This is a genomic window from Acidovorax sp. JHL-3 (genome assembly GCF_000526295.1).
Taxonomy (GTDB): domain Bacteria; phylum Pseudomonadota; class Gammaproteobacteria; order Burkholderiales; family Burkholderiaceae_C; genus Acidovorax; species Acidovorax defluvii.
On sequence record NZ_JAFU01000004.1, the window covers coordinates 212894 to 234635 of the forward strand.

The window sequence follows — 21742 nt, forward strand, 5'->3', positions numbered from 1 at the left end:
TATAGATAACCGCATTCGAATCGATTTTACTTTGCAGTGTCGCGCAACTAGCATCCAACCCCACAAGGAGTTATCTGATGCAAAGCTTGCTGGACCCTGCGATCTTGTTTTTTGCCCTGGGGGTGTTTGCGGGCCTGGTCCGATCGAACCTGGAGATGCCTGCAGCAATCTCCAAGTTCTTGTCGATCTACCTGCTGATGGCGCTGGGGCTCAAGGGCGGTTTTGCGCTGGCGGCATCGGGGCTCACGCCCAGCGTGGCCAGCAGCCTGGGCCTTGCGGTGCTGCTGGCGGTGGTAGTGCCGCTGGTGGGCTACGTGCTGCTGCGGCGGGTGGTTTCGGGCTTTAACGCCGCGGCGGTGGCGGCCACGTACGGGTCGGTGAGTGCGGTGACGTTTGTGACGGCCACGCAGTACCTGGATTCGCAGCACATTGCCTACGGCGGCTACATGGCGGCCGCCATGGCATTGATGGAGTCGCCCGCGATTATTTTGGCGGTGATGCTGGCCAATGCGTTGCGCCAGCATCAAGCCACGGCATCGACCGGCACGGTGCCCGCACACCGCGGGCAGCCGGTGATGGCAATGGTCTCTGCGGGCGCAGGTGCGCCGGGCGGTCACAGCATGGGCCATGGCAGTGCGGTCGCAGCGGCATCGCCAGCCCCAAACCTTTCGGTGGGCAAGATCCTTCACGAGTCGTTTACCGATGGCACGCAACTGCTGCTTCTGGGTGCGATGGTGATTGGCCTGGTGACGGGCGACGAGGGCAAGGCCGCAATGCAGCCTTTTTCGGGGGACCTGTTCAAAGGCATGTTGTGCCTGTTTTTGCTGGACATGGGGCTGAACACCGCGCGCAGCCTGCCTGCGGTGCGCCATCAGTCGCCCTGGCTGCTGGCGTATGCCGTCGTGGGACCACTGGTGCACGCCAGCCTGGCGCTGGTGCTGGCGTGGTGGCTGCAGGTGCCTGCGGGCGATGCAACGCTCTTGATGGTGCTGGCCGCCAGCGCCTCCTACATCGCCGTGCCTGCAGTGGTGCGCTATGCCATCCCCGAAGCGCAACCATCGCTGTATGTGAGCCTGTCACTGGGGGTGACGTTTCCATTGAACATCGTGCTGGGTATTCCGCTTTACACGCAGGTGGTGCAGTGGGCCTGGGTGGGTTGAGGCCGGCAATGCGCACCCTGCCCGGTCACTCTTTGCAGCCAATGCCTGCCTCTGCGCGTTGATTGCGCCTCTAGATCAATCGTGCCCAGGCGCGACGCCGCAGCCTAAAACAAACTCCCCTGCCCTTGCGCCAGCCCGGGTCTGAACTGGGTGAGGTCCAGCTCCACCCGCTCGCGGTTCAGCCCCAGCCGGCGGCAGGTGGTGGCAAACCGCTGGCGCAACAGATCGGCCCACAGGCCGGCCCCTTTCATGCGCGACACATAGCTGCTGTCGTAGGTCTTGCCTGCGGCGCGGGCCGCGGGGCCCAGCTGGTGCAGGTCCTGGATGCGCGCCATCACACGCGCGGCGCGGTCGGGGTAATGCAGCGCCAGCCACTCGCGAAACAGCGCATCCAGCTCCCAGGGCAGCCGGATGACTGTGTAGAAAGCGCTGCGCGCACCGGCATCGTGTGCGGCTGCCAGCACCTGCTCCATGTCTTCGGTGATGAAAGGGATCTGCGGCGCCACGCTCACACCCACGGGCACGCCCGCATCGGCCAGCGCACGGATGGTGCGCAGGCGCCGGTGCGGCGCGGCTGCGCGCGGCTCCATGCGGCGGGCCAGCGCGGCATCGAGCGTGGTGATGGTCACATACACCGCCGCCAGGCGCTGCGCCGCCAGTGGCGCCAGCAGGTCGAGGTCGCGCTCCACCCCGCTGCTTTTGGTGATGAGCGAAAACGGATGCCGCGCATCACGCAGCACCTCGATCACGCCCCGCGTGAGGCGTAACTCGCGCTCCACCGGCTGGTAGCAATCGGTGGCCGAGCCGACGTTCAGCGTGCGCGGCACATGGCCGGGGCGCGCCAGTTCGGCGCGCAACACCTCGCCGATGTTGTGCTTGGCAATAATCTGCGTCTCGAAATCGAGCCCCGGCGACAGGTTCAGATAGCTGTGCGTGGGGCGGGCATAGCAATAGACACAGCCATGCTCGCAACCGCGGTAGGGGTTTACCGAGTGCTCAAAGAAGATGTCGGGGGAATCGTTGGCGCACAGCGCGCTGCGGGCGGTTTCCCGGTGCACCCGGGTGGGCTGCGACGTGGCCTGCGCCTCGCCATCCCAAGGAAAATCCCAGCCATCGTCCACCACCGTGCGCGAGTCCTTTGCAAACCGGTGCGGCATGGCCGTGACGGCACCCCGGCCGCGAATGGCGTGGATGGGAATGCGCGCTTCGGGCGGCGAGCCGCCGGGCGAATCAGCGGGATCAGCATCGCTTTTCATAACTGTATGAATATACAGTTTTTAAAGCATTTCCGCGAAAACCTCGCCCACCGCTTTGACCACGCGGCACAGTGCGAGATTCACGATCCACTACAGTCCCGCCCTTTACAACTAGCTTTCGAGGTACACGCCATGGCGCGCACACCCCAGATCACCCTGTCCTCCCTGGACCTGGACCGCATTGAAGCACTGCTGGCGGCGATTCCTGCCAGCGTCTTTCCGGGCAAGGCCGACCTGCAGGCAGAGCTGGACCGCGCCGACGTGGTGGCGCCCGAGGAGATTCCGCCCAATGTGGTGACCATGAATTCCACCGTGCAGTTCACGATCGAGGAAACCGGCAAGGAGTTCTGCCTGACGCTGGTGTACCCGCGCGACATGGACGGCAGCGCCGACCGCATCTCGATTTTTGCGCCCGTGGGCAGCGCCTTGCTGGGCCTGGCGGTGGGCGATGAACTGGCATGGCCTGGCCCGGGCGGCAAGTCGATGACGGTGCGGGTGAAAAGCATCGTCTACCAACCCGAAAGCGCGGGCGAGCTGCACCGCTGACCGGCACGAGCCACCGCACTTGTGTGAGGCATGGCCATCGACAAGTTGTGTGGGCCTCGTGACCAGTGCTCGCCTTCTCACAGCGCCTGTCAGCCAGGCGGCACCGCACCCCCAAGAAGAATCGACAGGAAGGCCCGAGTGATCAAGTGATCAAATGATCAGGCGATCAGGTTGGTCGTCACGGCCACCAGCATGCCGGTGCCCACCAGCCCGGCCTGCCAGCGCAGCGCCGTGGTCCAGGTCGGTACGTGGCGTTCCACACGCGCGTACAGCTGCTTCCCTGCCAACAGCGACAGGGCAAACGCGGCCAGCATGCCCAGCGCATTCCATTCGGGCGATTGCGGCCAGACATGGCTGACCACCGCATTGACCAGCAGGCACACCGGAAAATGCACCAGAAAAACCGAATACGACATCTGACCAAGCCGCACCAGGGGCGCAAACCCCTGCCACTGCCGCCAGCGGGGTGAGCGCAGTGCCCACGCCAGGGCCAGTGCCGTCACCAGCGCCACGGCAATGCGCGCCCTGAAGTCCAGCGCCAGGGCAGCGATGCCCAGCAGGGTGATGGTGGCCATCCACCCGCCCGCACGCGGGGCCTGCACGGCCCAGCAAGCCATCATGCCGAGCCCATAGGCCCCAAAGAAATACAGGGCCCACATGTCAAGCTGCGGCTCGCGGTTGAACACCAGCAGCGACATCGCCGCGCCCACCACCACCAGCGCACGCCCCAGCCAGGCAGCGTGGCGCACGCGCCCCTCGCCACACATGGCCCGCACCAGCGCGAGCAACAGCACAGAGCCGGCAAAAAGCTGGAAGTCGATGGCGACATACCACACCCCCGCCGACAAGGCCTCTTCGCCCACGATGTCCTGAAGCAGCAGCGCATTGGCCACCAGCTGGCCCAGGTCGGGCGCACCGGGCACCGAGGGATGATCCATCCAGCTGCCCACCAGCGCAGCCACTAACACGGCCAGCAGCAGGGCCACGGAATACGGCACCACCAGCCGCACAAACCGCCGTGTGATCTGCTGCCTGGCGCTGTCAAAACGGGCAAGTCCCTGCGGTGCCAGACTGGCCGCCGCCAGATAGCCACCCAACACCAGAAACACCTGCACGGCCATGCGCCCGTAGTCGTAAAGCCAGGCCATCAACCCCGGCGCCAGCGGCTGCGCGATATCCGACATGGGGCCGTAAAAAGCCAGGTGGTGCCACACGATGGTGGCGCAGGCAACGCCCTTGACCATGTCGATCAGCGGCGTGCGGGATTGGGGAGAAGTCATGCGAACCAATGAAACGATGGCGTGATGCCGACCCGCAGGCGGGGCCATCCAACTTTTGGTGTCTGGGGGCTGGACAACAAAACGGGTGTGTTCTGCGGCACGAGAGGCCCTCGCGCTGCGCAGGGGCACCTGATTCAGCACGCTTGCGAAGCTATTAATTCAATAGCTATCAACGCAATGCTGTCAAGCGCTAGAGCCCCAAAATATCCAGAATTACAGCTTCAACCGCGCTCGCGCGGCTTGGTATTCGCCGCGCAGCTTGTCCACCAGCTCTGCCGTGCTGGTCACCGCATTGATCGCGCCGATGCCCTGGCCGCAGCCCCAGATGTCCTTCCAGGCCTTTTTCGCGTCACCACCAAAATTCATCTTGCTGGGGTCGGACTCGGGCAGATTGTCCGGGTCCATGCCGGCTGCGCGGATCGACGGCGCCAGGTAGTTGCCGTGCACGCCGGTGAAAAGGTTGCTGTAGACGATGTCGTCCGAATTGCCGTCCACGATGGCCTGCTTGTAGGCATCGGAGGCGCGCGCCTCGTGCGTGGCAATGAAGGCCGAGCCGATGTAGCCAAAGTCCGCGCCCATGGCCTGGGCCGCCAGCACGGCATCGCCGCTGGCGATGGAGCCGCTCAGCGCCACCGGGCCGTCGAACCACTGGCGAATCTCCTGAATCAGCGCAAACGGGCTCTTCACGCCCGCATGGCCGCCTGCGCCCGCGGCCACGGCGATCAGGCCATCGGCGCCCTTTTCGATGGCCTTGTGCGCAAACTTGTTGTTGATGATGTCGTGCAGCACGATGCCGCCCCAGGCGTGCACGGCCTGGTTCACGTCTTCGCGTGCGCCCAGGGACGTGATGATGATCGGCACCTTGTATTTGGCGCAGACCTGCATGTCGTGCTCCAGCCGGTCGTTGCTCTTGTGCACGATCTGGTTGATGGCAAAGGGCGCAGCGGGCTTGTCTGGGTTGGCTTTGTTGTAGGCCGCCAGGGTTTCGGTGATTTCAGCCAGCCATTCGTCCAGCAGCTCGGCGGGGCGGGCGTTGAGCGCGGGCATCGAACCCACCACGCCCGCCTTGCACTGCTCGATCACGAGCTTGGGGTTGCTGATGATGAATAGCGGAGATGCGATCACAGGCAGTGACAGGTTCTGCAACACGGGAGGCAGTTTGGACATGGCAACAACTTTCCGAAAAATATGAATCAAATGTGCCTCTAGCGCTTATTGAATAAGCGCTTGCAGCTATCATTTTTATATCAAACAGCCCCCGTGTATCCGGGGTGCGTCACATGGCAGGCAAGCTTCAGAAGGCTTCCAGCGCCAGATCGGTCACGCTGTCGGCGCCTTCAACGATGCTGTCGCGCAGGCCTGGCGCCTTGACCAGGATGTGCTCGGCATAGAACTGCGCCGTGGTGATTTTTGCGCGCAGGAAGGCTGCGTCCTGTCCCTTGGGCAACAGTGCCTCGGCCACCAGCAGGCTGCGCGCCAGCTGCCAGCCCGCCACCAGGTTGCCGGCGAGCATGAGGTAAGGCACGCTGCCCGCAAAAACGGCGTTGGGGCTGGACTTGGCGCCACCGGCAACGAAGTTCACCACATCCAGGAAGGCCTGGCGCGCCGCCGCCAGCCGGCGTGCCACCGCGTTGGCTGCGGGGGTGCCGCTGGCCAGCAGTTCGCCTTCGGTCTTTTCAATCTGCGCGGCGATGGCGCGGGCCGACTGGCCGCCGTCGCGCGCCGTTTTGCGGCCCACCAGGTCATTGGCCTGGATGGCGGTGGTGCCTTCGTAGATGGTCAAAATCTTGGCATCGCGGTAGTACTGCGCCGCACCCGTTTCTTCAATAAAGCCCATGCCGCCGTGCACCTGCACGCCCAGGCTGGTGACTTCCAGGCTCATCTCGGTGCTGTAGCCCTTGACCAGCGGCACCATGAATTCATAGAACGTGGCATTGTCCTTGCGCACCTGGGCATCGGGGTGGTGGTGCGCGGCGTCGTAGGCGGCAGCGGCCGTGCTGGCCATGGCGCGGCAACCCTCGGTGTAGGCGCGCATGGTCATGAGCATGCGGCGCACATCCGGGTGGTGAATGATGGCGGCGCTGGCGTTCATGCTGCCGTCTACGGGGCGGCTCTGCACGCGGTCCTTGGCGTAGCCCACGGCCTTCTGGTAGGCGCGTTCGGCAATCGCAATGCCCTGGACTCCCACGCCAAAGCGCGCGGCGTTCATCATGATGAACATGTATTCGAGGCCACGGTTTTCCTGGCCCACAAGGTAGCCCACGGCACCGCCATGGTCGCCAAACTGCAGCACCGCCGTGGGGCTGGCCTTGATGCCCATCTTGTGCTCGATGCTGACGCAGTGCGCGTCGTTGCGCGCACCCAGGCTGCCGTCCTTGTTGACGAGGAACTTGGGCACGACAAACAGGCTGATGCCCTTGACGCCCTCGGGCGCTCCCGCCACGCGGGCCAGCACGAGGTGCACGATGTTCTCGGCCATGTCGTGCTCACCCCAGGTGATGTAGATCTTGGTGCCGAAAATCTTGTACGTGCCATCGGGCTGCGGGTCGGCCTTGGTGCGCACCAGCGCCAGGTCCGACCCAGCCTGGGGCTCGGTCAGGTTCATGGTGCCGGTCCACTGGCCCGAGATGAGCTTTTCGAGGTAGATCGCCTTGAGCTCGTCGCTGCCTGCGGTCAGCAGCGCCTCGATGGCACCATCGGTCAGCAGCGGGCACAGGGCAAAGCTCATGTTGGCGCTGTTGAGCATCTCCGTGCAGGCCGCGCCAATGGTCTTGGGTAGACCCTGGCCGCCAAAGTCGGCAGGGTGCTGCAGGCCCTGCCAGCCGCCCTCGGTGAGCTGGCGGAAGGCGTCCTTGAAGCCCGGGGTGGCCGTGACCACGCCGTCCTTCCACGAAGACGGGTTCTTGTCGCCCTCGAAGTTCAGTGGAGCCAGCACGCCCTCGGTGAACTTGGCGCACTCTTCCAGCACGGCAGCTGCCGTGTCCAGGCCGGCATCCTCGAAGCCGGGGATTTGTGCGATTTGTTCAATATTGGCAAGGTGCTGCATGTTGAACAGCATGTCCTTGACGGGGGCGGTGTAGCTCATGGGGTTTCTCCGGGGGATGTCAATGTCAAAAAAAAGGCATCGCTTGCGATGCCTTTTTGCGGGCCAGAAGGCGTTACAACGCCTTGACCAGTTCCGGCACGGCCGCAAACAGGTCTGCCTCCAGCCCATAGTCGGCCACGCTGAAGATCGGCGCCTCGGGGTCCTTGTTGATCGCCACGATCACCTTGGAGTCCTTCATGCCCGCCAGGTGCTGGATAGCGCCCGAGATGCCCGCTGCGATGTACAGCTGCGGCGCCACGATCTTGCCGGTCTGGCCCACTTGCCAGTCGTTGGGCGCGTAGCCCGCGTCCACTGCAGCGCGGCTGGCGCCCAGAGCTGCACCGAGCTTGTCGGCCAGCGGGGTCATGACTTCGTCGAACTTTTCCTTGCTGCCCAGGGCGCGGCCGCCGGAGACGATGATCTTGGCGGCGGTGAGTTCGGGCCGGTCGCTCTTGGCGATTTCGCTGCCCATGAACTTGCTCTTGCCGTCGTCTGCTGTGGCAGCGGCGGTTTCCACTGGTGCGGTGCCTCCCGTGGCGGCGGCGGCGTCAAAGCCGGTGGTGCGCACGGTGATGATCTTGACGCTGTCTGCGCTTTGCACGGTGGCAATGGCGTTGCCGGCGTAGATGGGGCGCTCGAAGGTGTCTTGGCTCACCACTTTGGTGATGTCGCTGATCTGGGCCACGTCGAGCTTGGCGGCCACGCGGGGGGCCACGTTCTTGCCGCTGGCGGTGGCCGGGAACAGGATGTGGCTGTAGTTGGATGCGATGGCCAGCACTTGCGCGGCAACGTTTTCTGCCAGGCCGTGTTCGAGACCAGGGGCGTCGGCGTGGATGACTTTGGCAACGCCGGTGATCTGGGCGGCTGCCTGTGCGGCGGCGGCTGCGTTGTGGCCGGCCACCAGCACGTGCACATCCCCACCACAGGCCACAGCGGCGGTGACGGTGTTGAGGGTGGCGCCTTTGATGGTGGCGTTGTCGTGTTCAGCAATAACGAGAGTTGTCATGACAGTCGTCTTTCTCTTGAATCTTGGAGGGTGTCGGCATCAACCGCGGTCTTCGATCAACCGGGGCCGATGCGCGGGACACCGAGGAAGGGCCGCCCCGCACCGAGGGTGTCGTCCCCCTTGGGGGGAAGGCGCAAAGCGACTCAGGGGGGTCAAATCACTTTTGCTTCGTTCTTGAGTTTGTCGACCAGGGCAGTCACATCAGCCACCTTGATGCCGGCGCCGCGTTTGGCAGGCTCGCTGACCTTCAGGGTTTTGAGGCGCGGGGCCACGTCCACGCCGAGGTCTTCGGGCTTCATGGTGTCCAGCTGCTTTTTCTTGGCCTTCATGATGTTGGGCAAGGTGACGTAGCGGGGCTCGTTCAGGCGCAGGTCGGTGGTGATGACGGCAGGCAGGCTCAATGCCAGGGTTTCCAGGCCGCCGTCGACTTCGCGGGTGACGCTGACGCTGTCCGCCGAGAGTTCGACTTTGCTGGCGAACGTGGCCTGGGGCAGGTCGGCCAGGGCAGCGAGCATCTGGCCGGTCTGGTTGGCGTCGTCGTCGATGGCTTGTTTGCCCAGGATCACGAGCGATGGCTGTTCCTTGTCGATCAGCGCTTTCAAGAGCTTGGCCACGGCCAGCGGCTGCAGGTCGGCGTCGGTTTCCACCAGGATGGCGCGGTCGGCACCAATGGCCATGGCGGTGCGCAGGGTTTCCTGGCACTGGGCCACGCCGCAGCTCACCGCGATGACTTCGGTCACCAGGCCTTTTTCTTTCAGGCGCACGGCTTCTTCAACGGCGATTTCGTCAAAGGGGTTCATGCTCATCTTGACGTTGGCTGTGTCCACACCGCTGCCGTCCGATTTGACGCGGACTTTCACGTTGTAGTCCACCACGCGTTTGACAGGGACCAAGACCTTCATTGCTGCGGCTCCTAGAGTTGGTTAAATTGACGTTTACGTAAACAAAACATTTTATGCCGCACTGCAACGAATAACGCTGCTACCCGCGATACAAAGAGTCATAAAAAGAACGATCGTGCTTTTTATGGATTATAGGCCAGTGCACGATCCCTATGTCCACCCCATGCTGTCACTTGCGGGTCGAAGCGGGTCAACCCGGATAGTTGCCAAGCTTCGAGATCAGGCAATGGCTGCAGCGCCTGGCGAAGCGCGGGTCTCCTCGACACCAGCGGGCGACTCCGGCCGCTGGAGGTGCACCACGCGCTGTGGGTAAGGAATTTCAATCTGATGGGCGCGCAGCGCCGCGAGGATGGCGAGGTTGATGTCCGAACGCAAACCCAGCACCCCGTTTTCTGGGTCGGTTATCCAGAAACCAACGGTGAATTCCAGCCCGTCCGCGCCAAAGGCCGACAAAGCCACCGCAGGCCCCGGGTCGCGCAACACGCGCGGGTTGACCAGTGCCGACTCGCCCAGCAAACGAATAACGAGGTCCACATCACTGTCATAGCCCACACTGACCACGGTGGACATCCACACACGCGGGTCGGCCAGTGAGAGGTTTTCTACCCGCTGCGTGATCAGCATCTCGTTGGGCACGATGGATTCGCGCCCAACCCCCGACCGGATCAACGTGTAGCGCCCGGTGATGTCGGTGATCCGGCCCTCGAAACCGTCCACCCGGACGTTGTCGCCAATGCGCACGCTGCGCTCGGCCAAAATGACAAAGCCGCTCACATAGTTGGCCGCCAGCTTCTGCAGGCCAAAGCCGATGCCCACGCCTATAGCGCCACCCAGCACCGACAGGGCCGTGAGGTCGATACCCACGGTGGACAAGGCCAGGATCAAACCCAGAAACATCAGCAGGGCACGCGCGGCATTGCTGAACGCCTTGCGGACCGACAGCTCGCTGCCCGTGACCGAGCGCAACAGGCGCGTTTCGATGGCCGACGATATCCACAAGGTCACGATCAGCACGGCGCAGGCCGTCACGACACCTTCGATCATGGTGCGCACCGACAGCGTGGACGCGCCCACCTTCCAGGTGATTTCGTCAAGTTGCTGCAGCACCAGCGGCAACAGGCCCGTAACCCACAGCACCATGGCCAGCCAGGCCAGCCAGGAGATGCTGCGCTCGATGGGGCGCACCCAGGCAGCCTGAGGGAACGCGGCCTGCAGCACTTTGACCCCCACGCGGATCACCACCAGCGAGATCAGCACCGGAATCACAAGCTTGAACGCCGCCAACGGCACCCACTGCACCACCACCGCACGCGCCACATAAACCAGGCCCAGCAAGGTCAGGGGGAACAGCACGCCATCCACCACCTTGCGGCCAAACAGGATGGAGCGCGGCTCGTTGCGGTGCACCGCGCGGCGCACGGCAGACACCATGAGCCAGGCCAGCGCCACACACACGGCCAGCGTGCCAAGCTCCACCAGAACCGTGGGCTGTGCAAATGCCCGAAACCACTGCTGCACGTCGTCAAACATCGGCGAAGAAAACTGCACGGGGTTCAAACCTTCCAGGCAGGAGCGCGCTTTTCGGCAAAGGCCCGCGCTCCTTCTTGCGCCGCCCCGTCCATCATGTTGGCGGCCATGGTCTGGCCGGCCAGCTGGTAGGCCGCATCCAGGCCCAGTTCACGCTGCTGATAGACCAGCGCCTTGCCCATGGCAATAGCCGCGCGGGGCTTTTGCACAATGGATTGCACGAGCTTCTCGACTTCGGCGTCCAGCGCATCGGGCGCCACGACCCGGTTCACAAGGCCTTGCGCCAGCGCGGTGGGAGCGTCGATAAAGTCGCCGGTGAGCAGCATTTCCATGGCGCGCTTGGCCGGCACATTGCGCACCAGCGGCACGCTGGGCGTAGCGCAGAAAAGCCCGTAGTGGATGCCGCTGGTGGCAAAGCTGGCGTTGTCGGACGCAAATGCCAGGTCGCACTGCGCCACCAGCTGACAACCGGCCGCGGTGGCCATGCCCTGCACCCGTGCGATCACCGGCACCGGCAGCTTGTGGATGCTCAGCATCATGCGGCTGCACTGCGAAAACAGCTGCTGGTACCAGGCCAGCTCGGGGTGCGCCGCCATGTCCTTGAGGTTGTGCCCGGCGCAAAACGCCTTGCCCTCGGCAGCCAGCACCACCACGCGCGCACTGTCATCGTGGGCAACAGCGTCCAGCGCCTGTTGCAGCGCAGTCAGCATTTCAGAGCCCAGCGCATTGAAGCGGGCAGGGTCGTTCAGGGTGAGGGTCACCACGCCGCGCGCGTCGCGCGCGACTGACAGCGGTGTAGCGGCAGAAGTCATAAGGGGTTTCTTCAAAAATTACAGGTCCGCCAACACACGCACATGGGCTTCCACGCTGCGCGCCAGGGGGCCCATCACGTAACCGCCCTCCAGGCACGACACAATGCGGCCCTTGGAGTAGCGCCGGGCGATGTCCATGATGCGGTGGGTGATCCAGGCGTAGTCGGCCTCCACCATGCCCAGCTGCCCCATGTCGTCCTCGCGGTGACCATCAAAGCCCGCGCTGATGAAGATCATCTCGGGCTTGAAGGCCTCCAGGCGCGGAATCCACATCATCTCGATCATCTCGCGGATGTCCATGCCGCGCGTGTAAGCGGGCACCGGCACGTTGACCATGTTGGGCGCCGGATTCTGGTCGCCGCTGTAGGGATAGAACGGGTGCTGGTAAATGCTCACCATGAGCGCACGCGGCTCGCTGGCCAGGATGTCTTCGGTGCCATTGCCGTGGTGCACATCAAAGTCCACCACCGCCACACGCTGCAGGTTGTAGCGCTGCAGCGCATATTTGGCCGCCACGGCCACGTTGTTGAAAAAGCAAAACCCCATGGCCTTGTTGTGGCAGGCATGGTGACCGGGCGGGCGAACCGCGCAAAACGCGTTGGAGATCTCGCCAGCCATCACCGCGTCGGTGGCGGCAAGGGCCGCACCTGCCGAGCGCAGTGCCGCACGCCAGGTGTGGGCATTGATCGAGGTGTCGGTATCGAGCTGCGAGTAGGCGGGGCCACCCGCCAGCAGTTCTTCGTTGAGCAGATCGGACAGGCCGCGCATGGCCGCCACGTGCAGCCGGTCGTGCGCCAGTTCGATGTCGGCCAGCGAGGCCTCAGGGGCTTCGTAGCGCTCCAGGGCATCGGCCACGCCGGTGATCAGCAAGCGGTCTTCGATGGCGTCCAGCCGCTCGGGGCATTCCGGATGGCCGGGCCCCATTTCGTGTTTGCGGCAGTCCGGGTGGGTGAAATAGCCTGTTTTGCTCACAGTGAAATCCCCGTGTCTCTTTTTTCGGATAACGTGACGCCATGCATGCACAGCTAAAAATCAAATCTCTTTTGGATCAGCTTAACACGGTGATCGTGGGCAAAAGTGTCCAGGTCCAGGACTGCGTGGCCTGCCTGCTGGCCGGCGGGCATCTGCTGATCGAGGACGTGCCAGGCGTGGGCAAGACCACGCTGGCCCACGCGCTGGCGCGCACGTTTGGCCTGCAGTTCTCGCGCGTGCAGTTCACCGCCGACCTGATGCCCAGCGACCTCACGGGCGTGTCGGTGTACGAACGGGGCAAGGAGTCTTTCGTGTTCCACCCCGGCCCGGTGTTTGCCCAGGTGCTGCTGGCCGACGAAATCAACCGCGCCAGCCCCAAAACGCAAAGCGCACTGCTCGAAGCCATGGAAGAAAAACAGGTGTCGGTGGAGGGCGAAACCCGCGCCCTACCGCACCCGTTTTTCGTGATCGCCACGCAGAACCCGCACGACCAGCTGGGCACCTTTGCCTTGCCCGAATCGCAGCTCGACCGCTTTTTGATGCGCATCTCCATCGGTTACCCCGACCGCGCTGCCGAGCGCCTGCTGCTGGCGGGTGGCGACCGGCGCGACCTCGTGGACAGCCTGCTGCCCCTGCTGTCGCAGGACGAGCTGGCGCAACTGCAGCGCCAGGTGCTGGCCGTGCACACCGCCGAGCCGCTGCTTAACTATGTGCAGGACCTGATTGCCGCCACCCGCACCGGCCGCTGGTTTTTGCAGGGACTGTCGCCGCGTGCCGGCATTGCGCTGGTGCGCGCGGCCAAGGCGCAGGCGCTGATCAGCGGGCGCGACTACGTGGCCCCCGACGATGTGCAGGCCGTGCTGCCGCAGACCATCGCGCACCGCCTGGTGCCCGTGGGCGACGCGCGGCGTGGCGCGGTGGAACAGGTGCGCGCCATGGCCGATTCGGTTCCCCTGCCCTGACCCTGCAAGCCATGCCGCCCGCCGCCGCCCCCGCATCCGTCGCCCCCGCCAATGCCCCCGCGACCGCTGCACCGCCACGCGGCGCAACGCCCTCGCGCCTGGCCGCGCTGAGCCCGCTGGCCTTTGCGCGCGGGCGTTTTCAGCGCTGGTGGCAAGCACGCCTGCCGCTGTCCGACACCCTGGTGCTGACGCAGCGCAACGTGTACATCCTGCCCACCGGCGCCGGCTGGATGCTGGCATTGACGCTGGTTGTATTGCTCATTGCGTCCATCAATTTCCAGCTCAACCTGGGCTATCTGCTGACCTTTTTGCTGGCGGGCAGCGCGGTGGTGGGCATGCACCTGAGCCATGCCACGCTGCGCGGCATCACGCTGCACCTCAAAGCGCCCGAGCCCCACTTTCTGGGCGGCAGCACGGCGTTTGAAGTGCAGCTTTTCAGCGACCGGAACACGCCGCGGCACGGCATTGCGCTGTCTGTGCACGGCCATGGCAAGGCCGGCCACGACTGGGCACTGACCGACGTGCCCGCGCAGGGCAGCGCCAGCGTGCAGGTGGCGTTTCGCCCCGAGCGCCGGGGCCTGCACCGGGTGCCCACCCTGATGGCCGAAACCCGCTTTCCGCTGGGCACCTTTCGCGTCTGGACCTACTGGCGCCCCGCCGCGCAGGTGCTGGTGTACCCCGCTCCCGAAGTGCCCGCGCCGCCGCTTCCGCCCGGTGAGCCGCGTGCCAGCGGCACGGGCAGCGCCAGCACCCAGGGCATTGGCGAGTTCGACGGCGTACGCGCCTACCGGCGTGGCGACCCGCTCAAGCTGGTGGTCTGGAAGAAAGCCGCCAAATCGCTGGCCACGGGCACGGACGACCTCGTCAGCCGCGACGCGCAGCAGGCCCAGCGCCACGAGCTGTGGCTGGACCTGGCCCATGCCGCCCTGCCCGACCATGAAGCCCGCATCTCGCGCCTGACAGCCTGGGTGCTGCAGGCCGACCGCCTGGGCATCGACTATGGCCTGCGTCTGCCGGCGCTGGAGCTGGCCCCGGACACCGGCGCGGCCCACCGCCAGCGCTGCCTGGAGGCATTGGCACTGTGCTGAGCCCCATTCCAGAAATATGCACAAAAATAGCCTGTAGCGCTTATCCATCAAGCGCTGACGGCTCCTTATTTAATAGCAAATTCCCGCCCTGTGTGCGGGCGCTGCGCCTCACACCATGACCCTGCGCCAGACCCTTGCCACGTTGCCACGCGACACGCGGGACACGCTGTTCCTGCTCGTTGTGATTGCCTGGGTGATGGCGCCGCAGGTGGCCCACCTGCCCGCCTGGGCCAGCCTGATGGCGGGTGCCGTGCTGCTGTGGCGCGGCTGGCTGGCCTGGAACGGCCGGCAACTGCCGGGGCGCTGGGCCGTGGCCGGGTTGCTGGCGGTGGCCGTGGCCGGCACCCTGTTCACCCACCAGACCATTCTGGGACGCGATGCGGGTGTCACGCTCATCGTGATGCTGCTGGCGCTCAAGACGCTGGAAGTGCGCGCGCGGCGCGATGCCATGGTGGTGTTCTTCCTGGGCTTCTTCACGATGCTCAGCAACTTCTTTTTCTCGCAGTCGCTGCCCACGGCCGTGGCCATGCTGGTGGCGCTGCTGGGGCTGCTTACGGCGCTGGTCAACGCCCACATGCCGGTGGGGCGCCCGCCGCTGGCGCATGCGTTTCGCCTGGCCGGCACCATGGCACTGCTGGGGGCGCCCATCATGGCGGCGCTGTTTTTGCTGTTTCCGCGCATGGCCCCGCTGTGGGGCATGCCCAGCGACACCATGGCCGGGCGCAGCGGGCTGTCGGGGGTGATGAAGGTGGGCAACATCGCCGAGCTGGCGCTGGACGACAGCGTGGCAATGCGCGTGCGCTTCGACACCCCCGGCGGTGCCCCGCCGCCGCAGAGCGACCTGTATTTTCGGGGCCCGGTGTTTGCCACCTTTGATGGCAGCGAGTGGCACCCCTTGTCGTACCGCGCGGGCAACCGCGCGCTGGAGCGCCCCAACAGCCCCGCCCAGCTGCAAGTGGAGGGCGCGCCCCTGCGCTACGAAGTGACGCTGGAGCCCCACAAGCGCCCCTGGCTGCTGGTGCTGGACGCCGTGCGTGACAAGCCCAGCGTGGCTGGCATGGGCGCCTTCATGACGGATGACCTGCAGTGGCTCACCAGCCGCCCGATCACCGACGTGACGCGCTACCAGGCGACAAGCTACCCGCAGTTTCGCCACGGGCCCGACACCGCCACCCCCGCACTGCGCGCCTACACCGAGCTGCCCCCTGGCTTCAACCCCCGCACGCTGGCGCTGGCCCAGGAGCTGCGCAGCAACCCGCGCATCCCCCCCGACCCGACCCGTGACGCCACGCCCGCGCTGGTCGAGGCTGCGCTCACGCGCCTGCGCACCGGCGGCTACCGCTACACCCTAGAGCCCGGCGTGTACGGCCAGCACACGGCGGACGAGTTCTGGTTTGACCGCAAGGAAGGTTTTTGCGAGCACATTGCCTCGGCCTTTGTGGTGCTGATGCGCGCCATGGACGTGCCCGCACGCATCGTCACCGGCTACCAGGGCGGCGATCGCAACACCGTGGACGGCTACTGGACCGTGCGCCAAAGCGACGCCCATGCCTGGACCGAAGTGTGGATGGCCGGGCGCGGCTGGGTGCGCGTGGACCCCACCAGCGCGGTGGCGCCCGGGCGCACCGGCGCCTTTGAGCGCCTGCAGGCGCCGCGCAGCGCCCTGGCCACCGCCATGGGCACCGTGATGAGCCCCGGCATGGCGCAGAACCTGCGCGCCATGTGGGAGGCCGTGAACAACGGCTGGAACCAGTGGGTGCTGAACTACACGCAAAGCCGCCAGCTCGACCTGTTGAAGGCGCTGGGGTTTGAATCGCCCAGCTGGCAAGACCTCACCACCGTGCTGGGCGCGCTGGTGGGGCTGGCCGCGCTGGGCGGTGCCGGCTGGACACTGTGGGAGCGCAGCCAGCACGACCCCTGGCTGCGCCTGCTGGCCCGCGCCCGCCAGCGCCTGGCCAAAAGCGGGTTGCCCCTGCCCGACACCCTGCCTCCCCGCGCCATGGCCGAGCGGGTGCAGGCACAATTTGGCGATTCCGCGCAGGGCGTGGCCAACTGGCTACTGCGGCTGGAGCAACTGCGCTATGCCGCCCACCCTGCCCACCAACTCGGCGCCCTGCGCCGCGAGTTCCGAACCCTTTCCTGGCCCGCCGCCGCCGCGCGCCGATGAGCCCACCGACATGCTGAAAACCGTATCAACCGCTATATTATTAATAGCTGCTTGCGCAATACCCATAAGCGCTAGCGCCCAAAAACACCAAAATTCTGGCAAAACCCAGGCCTCCGCCACCGCCCGCAGCACCGCAGCGAACGGCAGCACCGTCTACGCCACGCGCCCCGAGGCGCTGCAATTTGCCGACGACCTGGCACAGCGCCGCGACCTGGACCGCGAATGGGTGCGCCAAGCCATTGGGCAGGCGCGCTTTTTGCCCCAGGTGCCCAAGCTCATGCTGCCGCCGCCCAGGGGCACGGCCAAGAACTGGCGGGTGTACCGCAGCCGCTTCATCGACCCGGTGCGCATCCGCGCGGGCCTGCGCTTTTGGCAAGACAACGCCGACACACTGGCGCGTGCCGAAAGCGAATTTGGCGTGCCCGCGCAAGCCATCGTGGGCATCATCGGTGTGGAAACCATCTACGGTCAGCAAATGGGCAACTTCCGGGTGATGGACGCGTTGGCCACCCTGGCCTTTGATTTTCCTGCCGCACACCCGCGCGCCGCCGAACGCACCGAGTTCTTCAAGCGCGAGCTGGAGCAGTTTTTAAGCCTCACGCACCGCACCAACGTCGATCCGTTCGAGCCACGCGGCAGCTACGCCGGTGCCATGGGACTGGGTCAGTTCATGCCCTCCAGCTGGGTACGCCACGCCATTGATTTCGACGGCGACGGCAGCGTGGACCTGTTCAACAGCCCTGCCGACGCCATTGGCTCGGTGGCCAATTACTTCATTGCCCACGGCTGGACGCCGGGCATGGCCACGCACTACAGCGTGCAGTTCGACTCCGATCCCGCACGCGTGCAACTCGACGAGCTGCTGGCCCCCGACATCCTGCCCACCTTCAGCGCCGCCAGCATGCAGGCCAAGGGCGCTGTGCTGGATGCCACAGGTGCCCAGCACACCGGGCCCCTGGCGCTGGTAGAGCTGCAAAACGGCGGCGACACCCCCAGCTACGTCGCCGGCACCGAGAATTTTTACGCCATCACGCGCTACAACTGGTCCAGCTACTACGCCATGGCGGTGATCGAGCTGGGGCGCGAGGTGGCCGCAGCGCGTGCACGCTAACCTTCCCGACCTCATTCAACACAACCATCCATGCCTGCCACCCTCCTTTCAACGCCCGCAGCAGACGCCATCGTGCGCGTGCGCGGCCTCGGCAAAACCTACGCGGGCGGATTCCAGGCGCTGAAAAACGTCAACCTGGACATCCACCGCGGCGAGATTTTTGCCCTGCTCGGCCCCAATGGCGCTGGCAAAACCACGCTGATCAGCGTCATCTGCGGCATGACCAATGCCACCGAAGGCAGCGTGACGGCCGACGGCCATGACACCGTGCGCGATTACCGCGCAGCCCGCGCCGCCATCGGCCTGGTGCCGCAAGAGCTGCACACCGACTCGTTCGAAACCGTGTGGGCCACCGTGAGCTTCAGCCGCGGGCTGTTTGGCAAGGCCCCCAATCCGGCGCTGATCGAAAAGATCCTGAAAGACCTCTCGCTCTGGGACAAGCGGGACACCAAAATACTGGCGCTTTCGGGCGGCATGAAGCGCCGCGTGCTGATCGCCAAGGCGCTTTCGCATGAGCCGAAAATTTTGTTCCTCGACGAACCCAGCGCCGGGGTGGACGTGGAGCTGCGCCACGACATGTGGCGCCTGGTGCGCGCGCTGCGCGATGCAGGCACCACCATCATCCTGACCACGCACTACATCGAGGAAGCCGAGGACATGGCCGACCGCATCGGCGTGATCCGCCAGGGCGAACTGATCGTGGTGGAAGACAAAAACGTGCTGATGCGCAAGCTCGGCAAAAAACAGCTGACCCTCACGCTGCAGCACCCCATGGAGCGCGTGCCCGAATCGCTTGCGCGCTGGCCACTGGCCCTGTCTGCCGACGGCCATGCGCTGACCTACAGCTTTGACACCCAGCAGGAAGACACCGGCATCGCTGCGCTGCTGCGCGCACTGGGCGAGCACGGCATCGACTTCAAGGATCTGCATTCATCGGAGAGCTCGCTCGAAGACATCTTCGTCAGCCTCGTTCACGAACAGAAAGCCGGCCAATGATGGGACTGAACCTGCATGGCGTGCGCGCCATTTACCGCTTCGAGATGAACCGCGCCTTTCGCACCTGGGCGCAAAGCCTGATTGCGCCCGTGCTCTCGACCTCGCTGTATTTCATCGTCTTCGGCTCGGCCATTGGCTCGCGCATGGGCGACATTGGGGGCGTGGACTATGGCGCCTACATCATCCCGGGCCTGTTGATGCTGTCGCTGCTCTCCGAGAGCATTTCCAACGCGTCCTTTGGCATCTACATGCCCAAATGGTCAGGCACCATTTACGAGCTGCTGAGCGCGCCGGTCAACTGGGTCGAGGTGCTGCTGGGCTATGTGGGCGCGGCGGCCACCAAATCGCTGATGGTGGGCGCGCTGATCCTGGCAACGGCGCGGGTCTTTGTGCCCTACGAGATCGCGCACCCGGTGTGGATGCTCGGCTTTCTGGTGCTCACGGCCATCACTTTCTGCCTGTTCGGTTTTCTCATCGGCCTGTGGGCCGACAGCTTTCAGAAGCTGCAGATCATTCCGCTGCTGGTGGTCACGCCGCTGACGTTTCTGGGCGGGGCCTTCTACAGCATCAACATGCTGCCGCCCTTTTGGCAGACGGTGTCGCTGTTCAACCCGGTGGTTTACCTCATCAGCGGCCTGCGCTGGGCCTTTTATGGTTCGGCCGACGTGCACATTGGCGTGAGCGTGGGCATGACGCTGATGTTTATGGCGGCGTGTCTCGCCGCAGTGTGGTGGGTGTTCAAGACGGGCTACCGGATTCGGCGCTGAGCGCCAAGGTCGGTGCCGCGCCAAGCGCAGCGGGGCGGTGGCTGCAGCACGCCACCCACCCGCCGCGCAAGCACGCTCAAAACCGCTGCATGGTGCAGCTGTGCGGCTGCTGCGCCTTGGCGGCGGCGATCTGCCGCACCACGCGAAAGCCATAGCCCGAGCCTTCCACGTCAAACTTCACGCCGGGCGTGCCCTTTTTGTCCATCACCCCCACGGCCAGGGCCTGCTGAAACTGGTGGTCGGCCGCGCGCATGGTGCCGCCCTGTCCGGCCAGCTGCACGCTGGCTTTTTCCATCTGCCGTGCCACAGCCACCACGTCGGTGCTGCCCGCGCGCTCGATGGACTGGGCCAGCGCCTCCACCATGAGCTGCATGCGCATGTGCACATAGTCGTCTTGCGGCTGCGGAAAACGCGCCCTGAACGAACGGTAGAACGCCTCGCTTTGCGCGCCCGGCACATTGGGCAGCCAGTCGGCCACGGCCACCACCTTGCCCACACCGGCATCGCCTATAGCAGCGGGGGCGCCCAGTGCGTTGCCATAAAAGGTGAAAAAGCTGCCATCAAACCCCACTTCCCGCGCGGCCTTCACGAGCAGCGTCAGGTCATTGCCCCAGTTGCCTGTGACCACCGCCTGCGCGCCGCTGGACTTGATCTTGACGGCATAGGGCGCAAAGTCTTTCACGCGGCCCAGGGGGTGCAGCTCGTCGCCCACCACGGCCACATCGGGGCGCTGCGCGGCCAGCTGCTTTTTGGCCTCGCGCAGCACGGCCTGGCCAAAGCTGTAGTCCTGACCGATGAGGTACACGCTTTTGAGCGTTTTGTCCTCACGCACCACTTCCATGAGCGCGGCCATGCGCATGTCGGCGTGGGCATCAAAGCGAAAATGCCAGAAGCTGCATTTCTCGTTGGTGAGGATGGGATCTACCGCCGAGTAGTTGAGGAACAGCACGCGCTTGCCCGGCTCGCGCTCATTGTGTTTGTTGATGGCCTCGATCAGCACCGCTGCGGTGGACGATGAATTGCCCTGCAGGACGACCTGCGCGCCGTCATCGATGGCCGCGCGCAGCGCTGACAGGGCCTCTTCGTTCTGGCCCTTGCTGTCGTAGCGCTCCAGCGCCAGCGGCCGCGCGCCGCCAGCGGCTGCGGGCAGTTGCACGCCGCCGCGCGCATTCACGCGCTCGATGGCCCAGAAGATGTTGCGAAAAATCGCTTCGCCCGTGTTGGCGAAAGGACCAGAGAGGCTTTCGATGAGGGCCAGCTTCACGGGCCGCGCCTGGGTGGCCGCAGCGGTAGCGCTGGTGGGCTGCTGTGCATGGGCAGCCGTCAGCGGCAACAGGCCAACGGTGGCAGCGCCCGCCAGCGCGCAAAGGCCGCGCCGTAAGGCCACAACGCCCGATTTCAAGCCTGCTGGGTTCAATTTATTCATGTGATTTTTCCCTTGAAAGAGCCGGGGATGCACACACCTTTTGACCATGCGGCGACCACACCGAGAGCCGCGCAGTGTATAGGAGCTACCCCATGATTTTCGCCCCCGTGATCCGCCGCGCCGCCTACGCCAACGCCCCCCGCTCTGCCGACCTGGCGCTGCAACGCTTCCTGATGGGCGCCCTTGAAACACCTGCCCGCGCCAGCACCAGCACCGCCGGCTGCACCGTGACCCAGGACGACAAGGCCACCACACTGCAACTCGATGTGCCCGGCCTGGCACGCGAGCAGCTGCAAATCAGCATCGAAGGCAATGTGGTCAAGCTGCAAAGCGTGGCCGGCGCACCCCGCCAGGTGCAGCGCGCCTGGGAGTTGGCCGATGAAATTGATGCCACCGCCAGCACGGCCAAGCTGGAAAACGGCGTGCTCACACTTACCTTGGCCCGCATGGTGCCGACCGACAAATCGGTGCAACTGGTCGTGCACTGAGAAGGTGTGAACGACCCCACCATGGCCGCTTAGTCCGCTGTAAAAACCGCCTGAAACGCGCATGTTTCAGGCGGTTTTTCTTGCACAACCCTATGCAGGGGCCAGCGCCGATGTGGCCCTGTACCAAGCCAAGAACACTGGCCGCAACCGCGTGTGCGTGGCGGGCGAAACGCCTTCAATGGCGGCACCAC

The 21742-nt window shown here is 65.0% G+C and carries 19 protein-coding genes; 9 read left to right on the top strand and 10 right to left on the bottom strand.

Annotated features, from left to right (window positions below; translation table 11 throughout):
- Nucleotides 1-77: 77 nt before the first annotated feature.
- The gene (locus K226_RS0116400; protein ID WP_024815814.1) at nucleotides 78-1160 is read left to right on the top strand and encodes a sodium-dependent bicarbonate transport family permease; all 1083 of its coding nucleotides are present in this window, start codon (nucleotides 78-80) and stop codon (nucleotides 1158-1160) included.
- 104 nt (nucleotides 1161-1264) lie between these two features.
- On the opposite strand, the gene K226_RS0116405 is transcribed toward K226_RS0116400, so the two are convergent.
- Nucleotides 1265-2416, bottom strand: a complete 1152-nt coding sequence (locus tag K226_RS0116405; RefSeq protein ID WP_024815815.1) for a PA0069 family radical SAM protein — start codon at nucleotides 2414-2416, stop codon at nucleotides 1265-1267.
- Between the two features lie 132 nt (nucleotides 2417-2548).
- On the opposite strand from K226_RS0116405, the gene rnk reads away from it, so the two are divergent.
- Nucleotides 2549-2962 carry a nucleoside diphosphate kinase regulator gene (rnk, locus tag K226_RS0116410; RefSeq protein WP_024815816.1) on the top strand — a complete coding sequence of 138 codons (414 nt, stop codon included), beginning with the start codon at nucleotides 2549-2551 and terminating at the stop codon, nucleotides 2960-2962.
- A gap of 158 nt (nucleotides 2963-3120) precedes the next feature.
- On the opposite strand, the gene K226_RS0116415 is transcribed toward rnk, so the two are convergent.
- From K226_RS0116415 to K226_RS0116450, 8 genes are all read right to left on the bottom strand, one after another.
- The gene (locus K226_RS0116415) at nucleotides 3121-4242 is read right to left on the bottom strand and encodes an acyltransferase (protein WP_024815817.1); all 1122 of its coding nucleotides are present in this window, start codon (nucleotides 4240-4242) and stop codon (nucleotides 3121-3123) included.
- 213 nt (nucleotides 4243-4455) lie between these two features.
- Nucleotides 4456-5409, bottom strand: a complete 954-nt coding sequence (locus tag K226_RS0116420) for a nitronate monooxygenase family protein (protein ID WP_024815818.1) — start codon at nucleotides 5407-5409, stop codon at nucleotides 4456-4458.
- Nucleotides 5410-5536: 127 nt separating this feature from the next.
- A complete protein-coding gene (locus K226_RS0116425) occupies nucleotides 5537-7327 on the bottom strand; it encodes an acyl-CoA dehydrogenase (protein WP_024815819.1) in 1791 nt (596 codons plus the stop codon).
- Between the two features lie 73 nt (nucleotides 7328-7400).
- Entirely contained in the window at nucleotides 7401-8333 is a 933-nt protein-coding gene (locus K226_RS0116430; RefSeq protein WP_024815820.1) for an electron transfer flavoprotein subunit alpha/FixB family protein, read from the bottom strand.
- A 152-nt stretch (nucleotides 8334-8485) separates the two neighbouring features.
- The gene (locus K226_RS0116435; protein WP_024815821.1) at nucleotides 8486-9235 is read right to left on the bottom strand and encodes an electron transfer flavoprotein subunit beta/FixA family protein; all 750 of its coding nucleotides are present in this window, start codon (nucleotides 9233-9235) and stop codon (nucleotides 8486-8488) included.
- A 219-nt stretch (nucleotides 9236-9454) separates the two neighbouring features.
- Nucleotides 9455-10765 (bottom strand): mechanosensitive ion channel family protein, encoded by a 1311-nt coding sequence (locus K226_RS0116440; protein WP_035242247.1) that lies wholly within the window; start codon nucleotides 10763-10765, stop codon nucleotides 9455-9457.
- A gap of 23 nt (nucleotides 10766-10788) precedes the next feature.
- On the bottom strand, nucleotides 10789-11574 hold the full coding sequence (locus tag K226_RS0116445; protein ID WP_024815823.1) for an enoyl-CoA hydratase: 786 nt from the start codon (nucleotides 11572-11574) through the stop codon (nucleotides 10789-10791).
- A gap of 18 nt (nucleotides 11575-11592) precedes the next feature.
- Nucleotides 11593-12546: a histone deacetylase family protein gene (locus K226_RS0116450; RefSeq protein WP_024815824.1), complete on the bottom strand. Its 954-nt coding sequence runs from the start codon at nucleotides 12544-12546 to the stop codon at nucleotides 11593-11595.
- Nucleotides 12547-12587: 41 nt separating this feature from the next.
- Here K226_RS0116450 and K226_RS0116455 point away from each other — a divergent pair, with 41 nt between their 5' ends.
- The 6 genes from K226_RS0116455 (at nucleotide 12588) to K226_RS0116480 (ending at nucleotide 19637) form a co-directional block, all read left to right on the top strand.
- Nucleotides 12588-13508 carry a MoxR family ATPase gene (locus K226_RS0116455; RefSeq protein WP_024815825.1) on the top strand — a complete coding sequence of 307 codons (921 nt, stop codon included), beginning with the start codon at nucleotides 12588-12590 and terminating at the stop codon, nucleotides 13506-13508.
- Nucleotides 13509-13519: 11 nt separating this feature from the next.
- Entirely contained in the window at nucleotides 13520-14596 is a 1077-nt protein-coding gene (locus K226_RS0116460) for a DUF58 domain-containing protein (RefSeq protein ID WP_024815826.1), read from the top strand.
- Nucleotides 14597-14711: 115 nt separating this feature from the next.
- Entirely contained in the window at nucleotides 14712-16763 is a 2052-nt protein-coding gene (locus tag K226_RS0116465; RefSeq protein ID WP_024815827.1) for a DUF3488 and transglutaminase-like domain-containing protein, read from the top strand.
- A 10-nt stretch (nucleotides 16764-16773) separates the two neighbouring features.
- The gene (mltB, locus tag K226_RS0116470) at nucleotides 16774-17874 is read left to right on the top strand and encodes a lytic murein transglycosylase B (RefSeq protein ID WP_024815828.1); all 1101 of its coding nucleotides are present in this window, start codon (nucleotides 16774-16776) and stop codon (nucleotides 17872-17874) included.
- A 30-nt stretch (nucleotides 17875-17904) separates the two neighbouring features.
- On the top strand, nucleotides 17905-18870 hold the full coding sequence (locus K226_RS0116475; RefSeq protein WP_024815829.1) for an ABC transporter ATP-binding protein: 966 nt from the start codon (nucleotides 17905-17907) through the stop codon (nucleotides 18868-18870).
- Entirely contained in the window at nucleotides 18870-19637 is a 768-nt protein-coding gene (locus tag K226_RS0116480; RefSeq protein ID WP_369795515.1) for an ABC transporter permease, read from the top strand. Before K226_RS0116475 ends, K226_RS0116480 begins: the two co-directional genes overlap by 1 nt.
- Before the next feature lie 76 nt (nucleotides 19638-19713).
- Here the strand turns inward: K226_RS0116480 and K226_RS0116485 are convergent, their stop codons facing one another.
- Nucleotides 19714-21063 carry a branched-chain amino acid ABC transporter substrate-binding protein gene (locus K226_RS0116485; protein ID WP_024815831.1) on the bottom strand — a complete coding sequence of 450 codons (1350 nt, stop codon included), beginning with the start codon at nucleotides 21061-21063 and terminating at the stop codon, nucleotides 19714-19716.
- Nucleotides 21064-21155: 92 nt separating this feature from the next.
- Here K226_RS0116485 and K226_RS0116490 point away from each other — a divergent pair, with 92 nt between their 5' ends.
- A complete protein-coding gene (locus tag K226_RS0116490; RefSeq protein WP_024815832.1) occupies nucleotides 21156-21551 on the top strand; it encodes an Hsp20/alpha crystallin family protein in 396 nt (131 codons plus the stop codon).
- Nucleotides 21552-21742 lie beyond the last annotated feature (191 nt).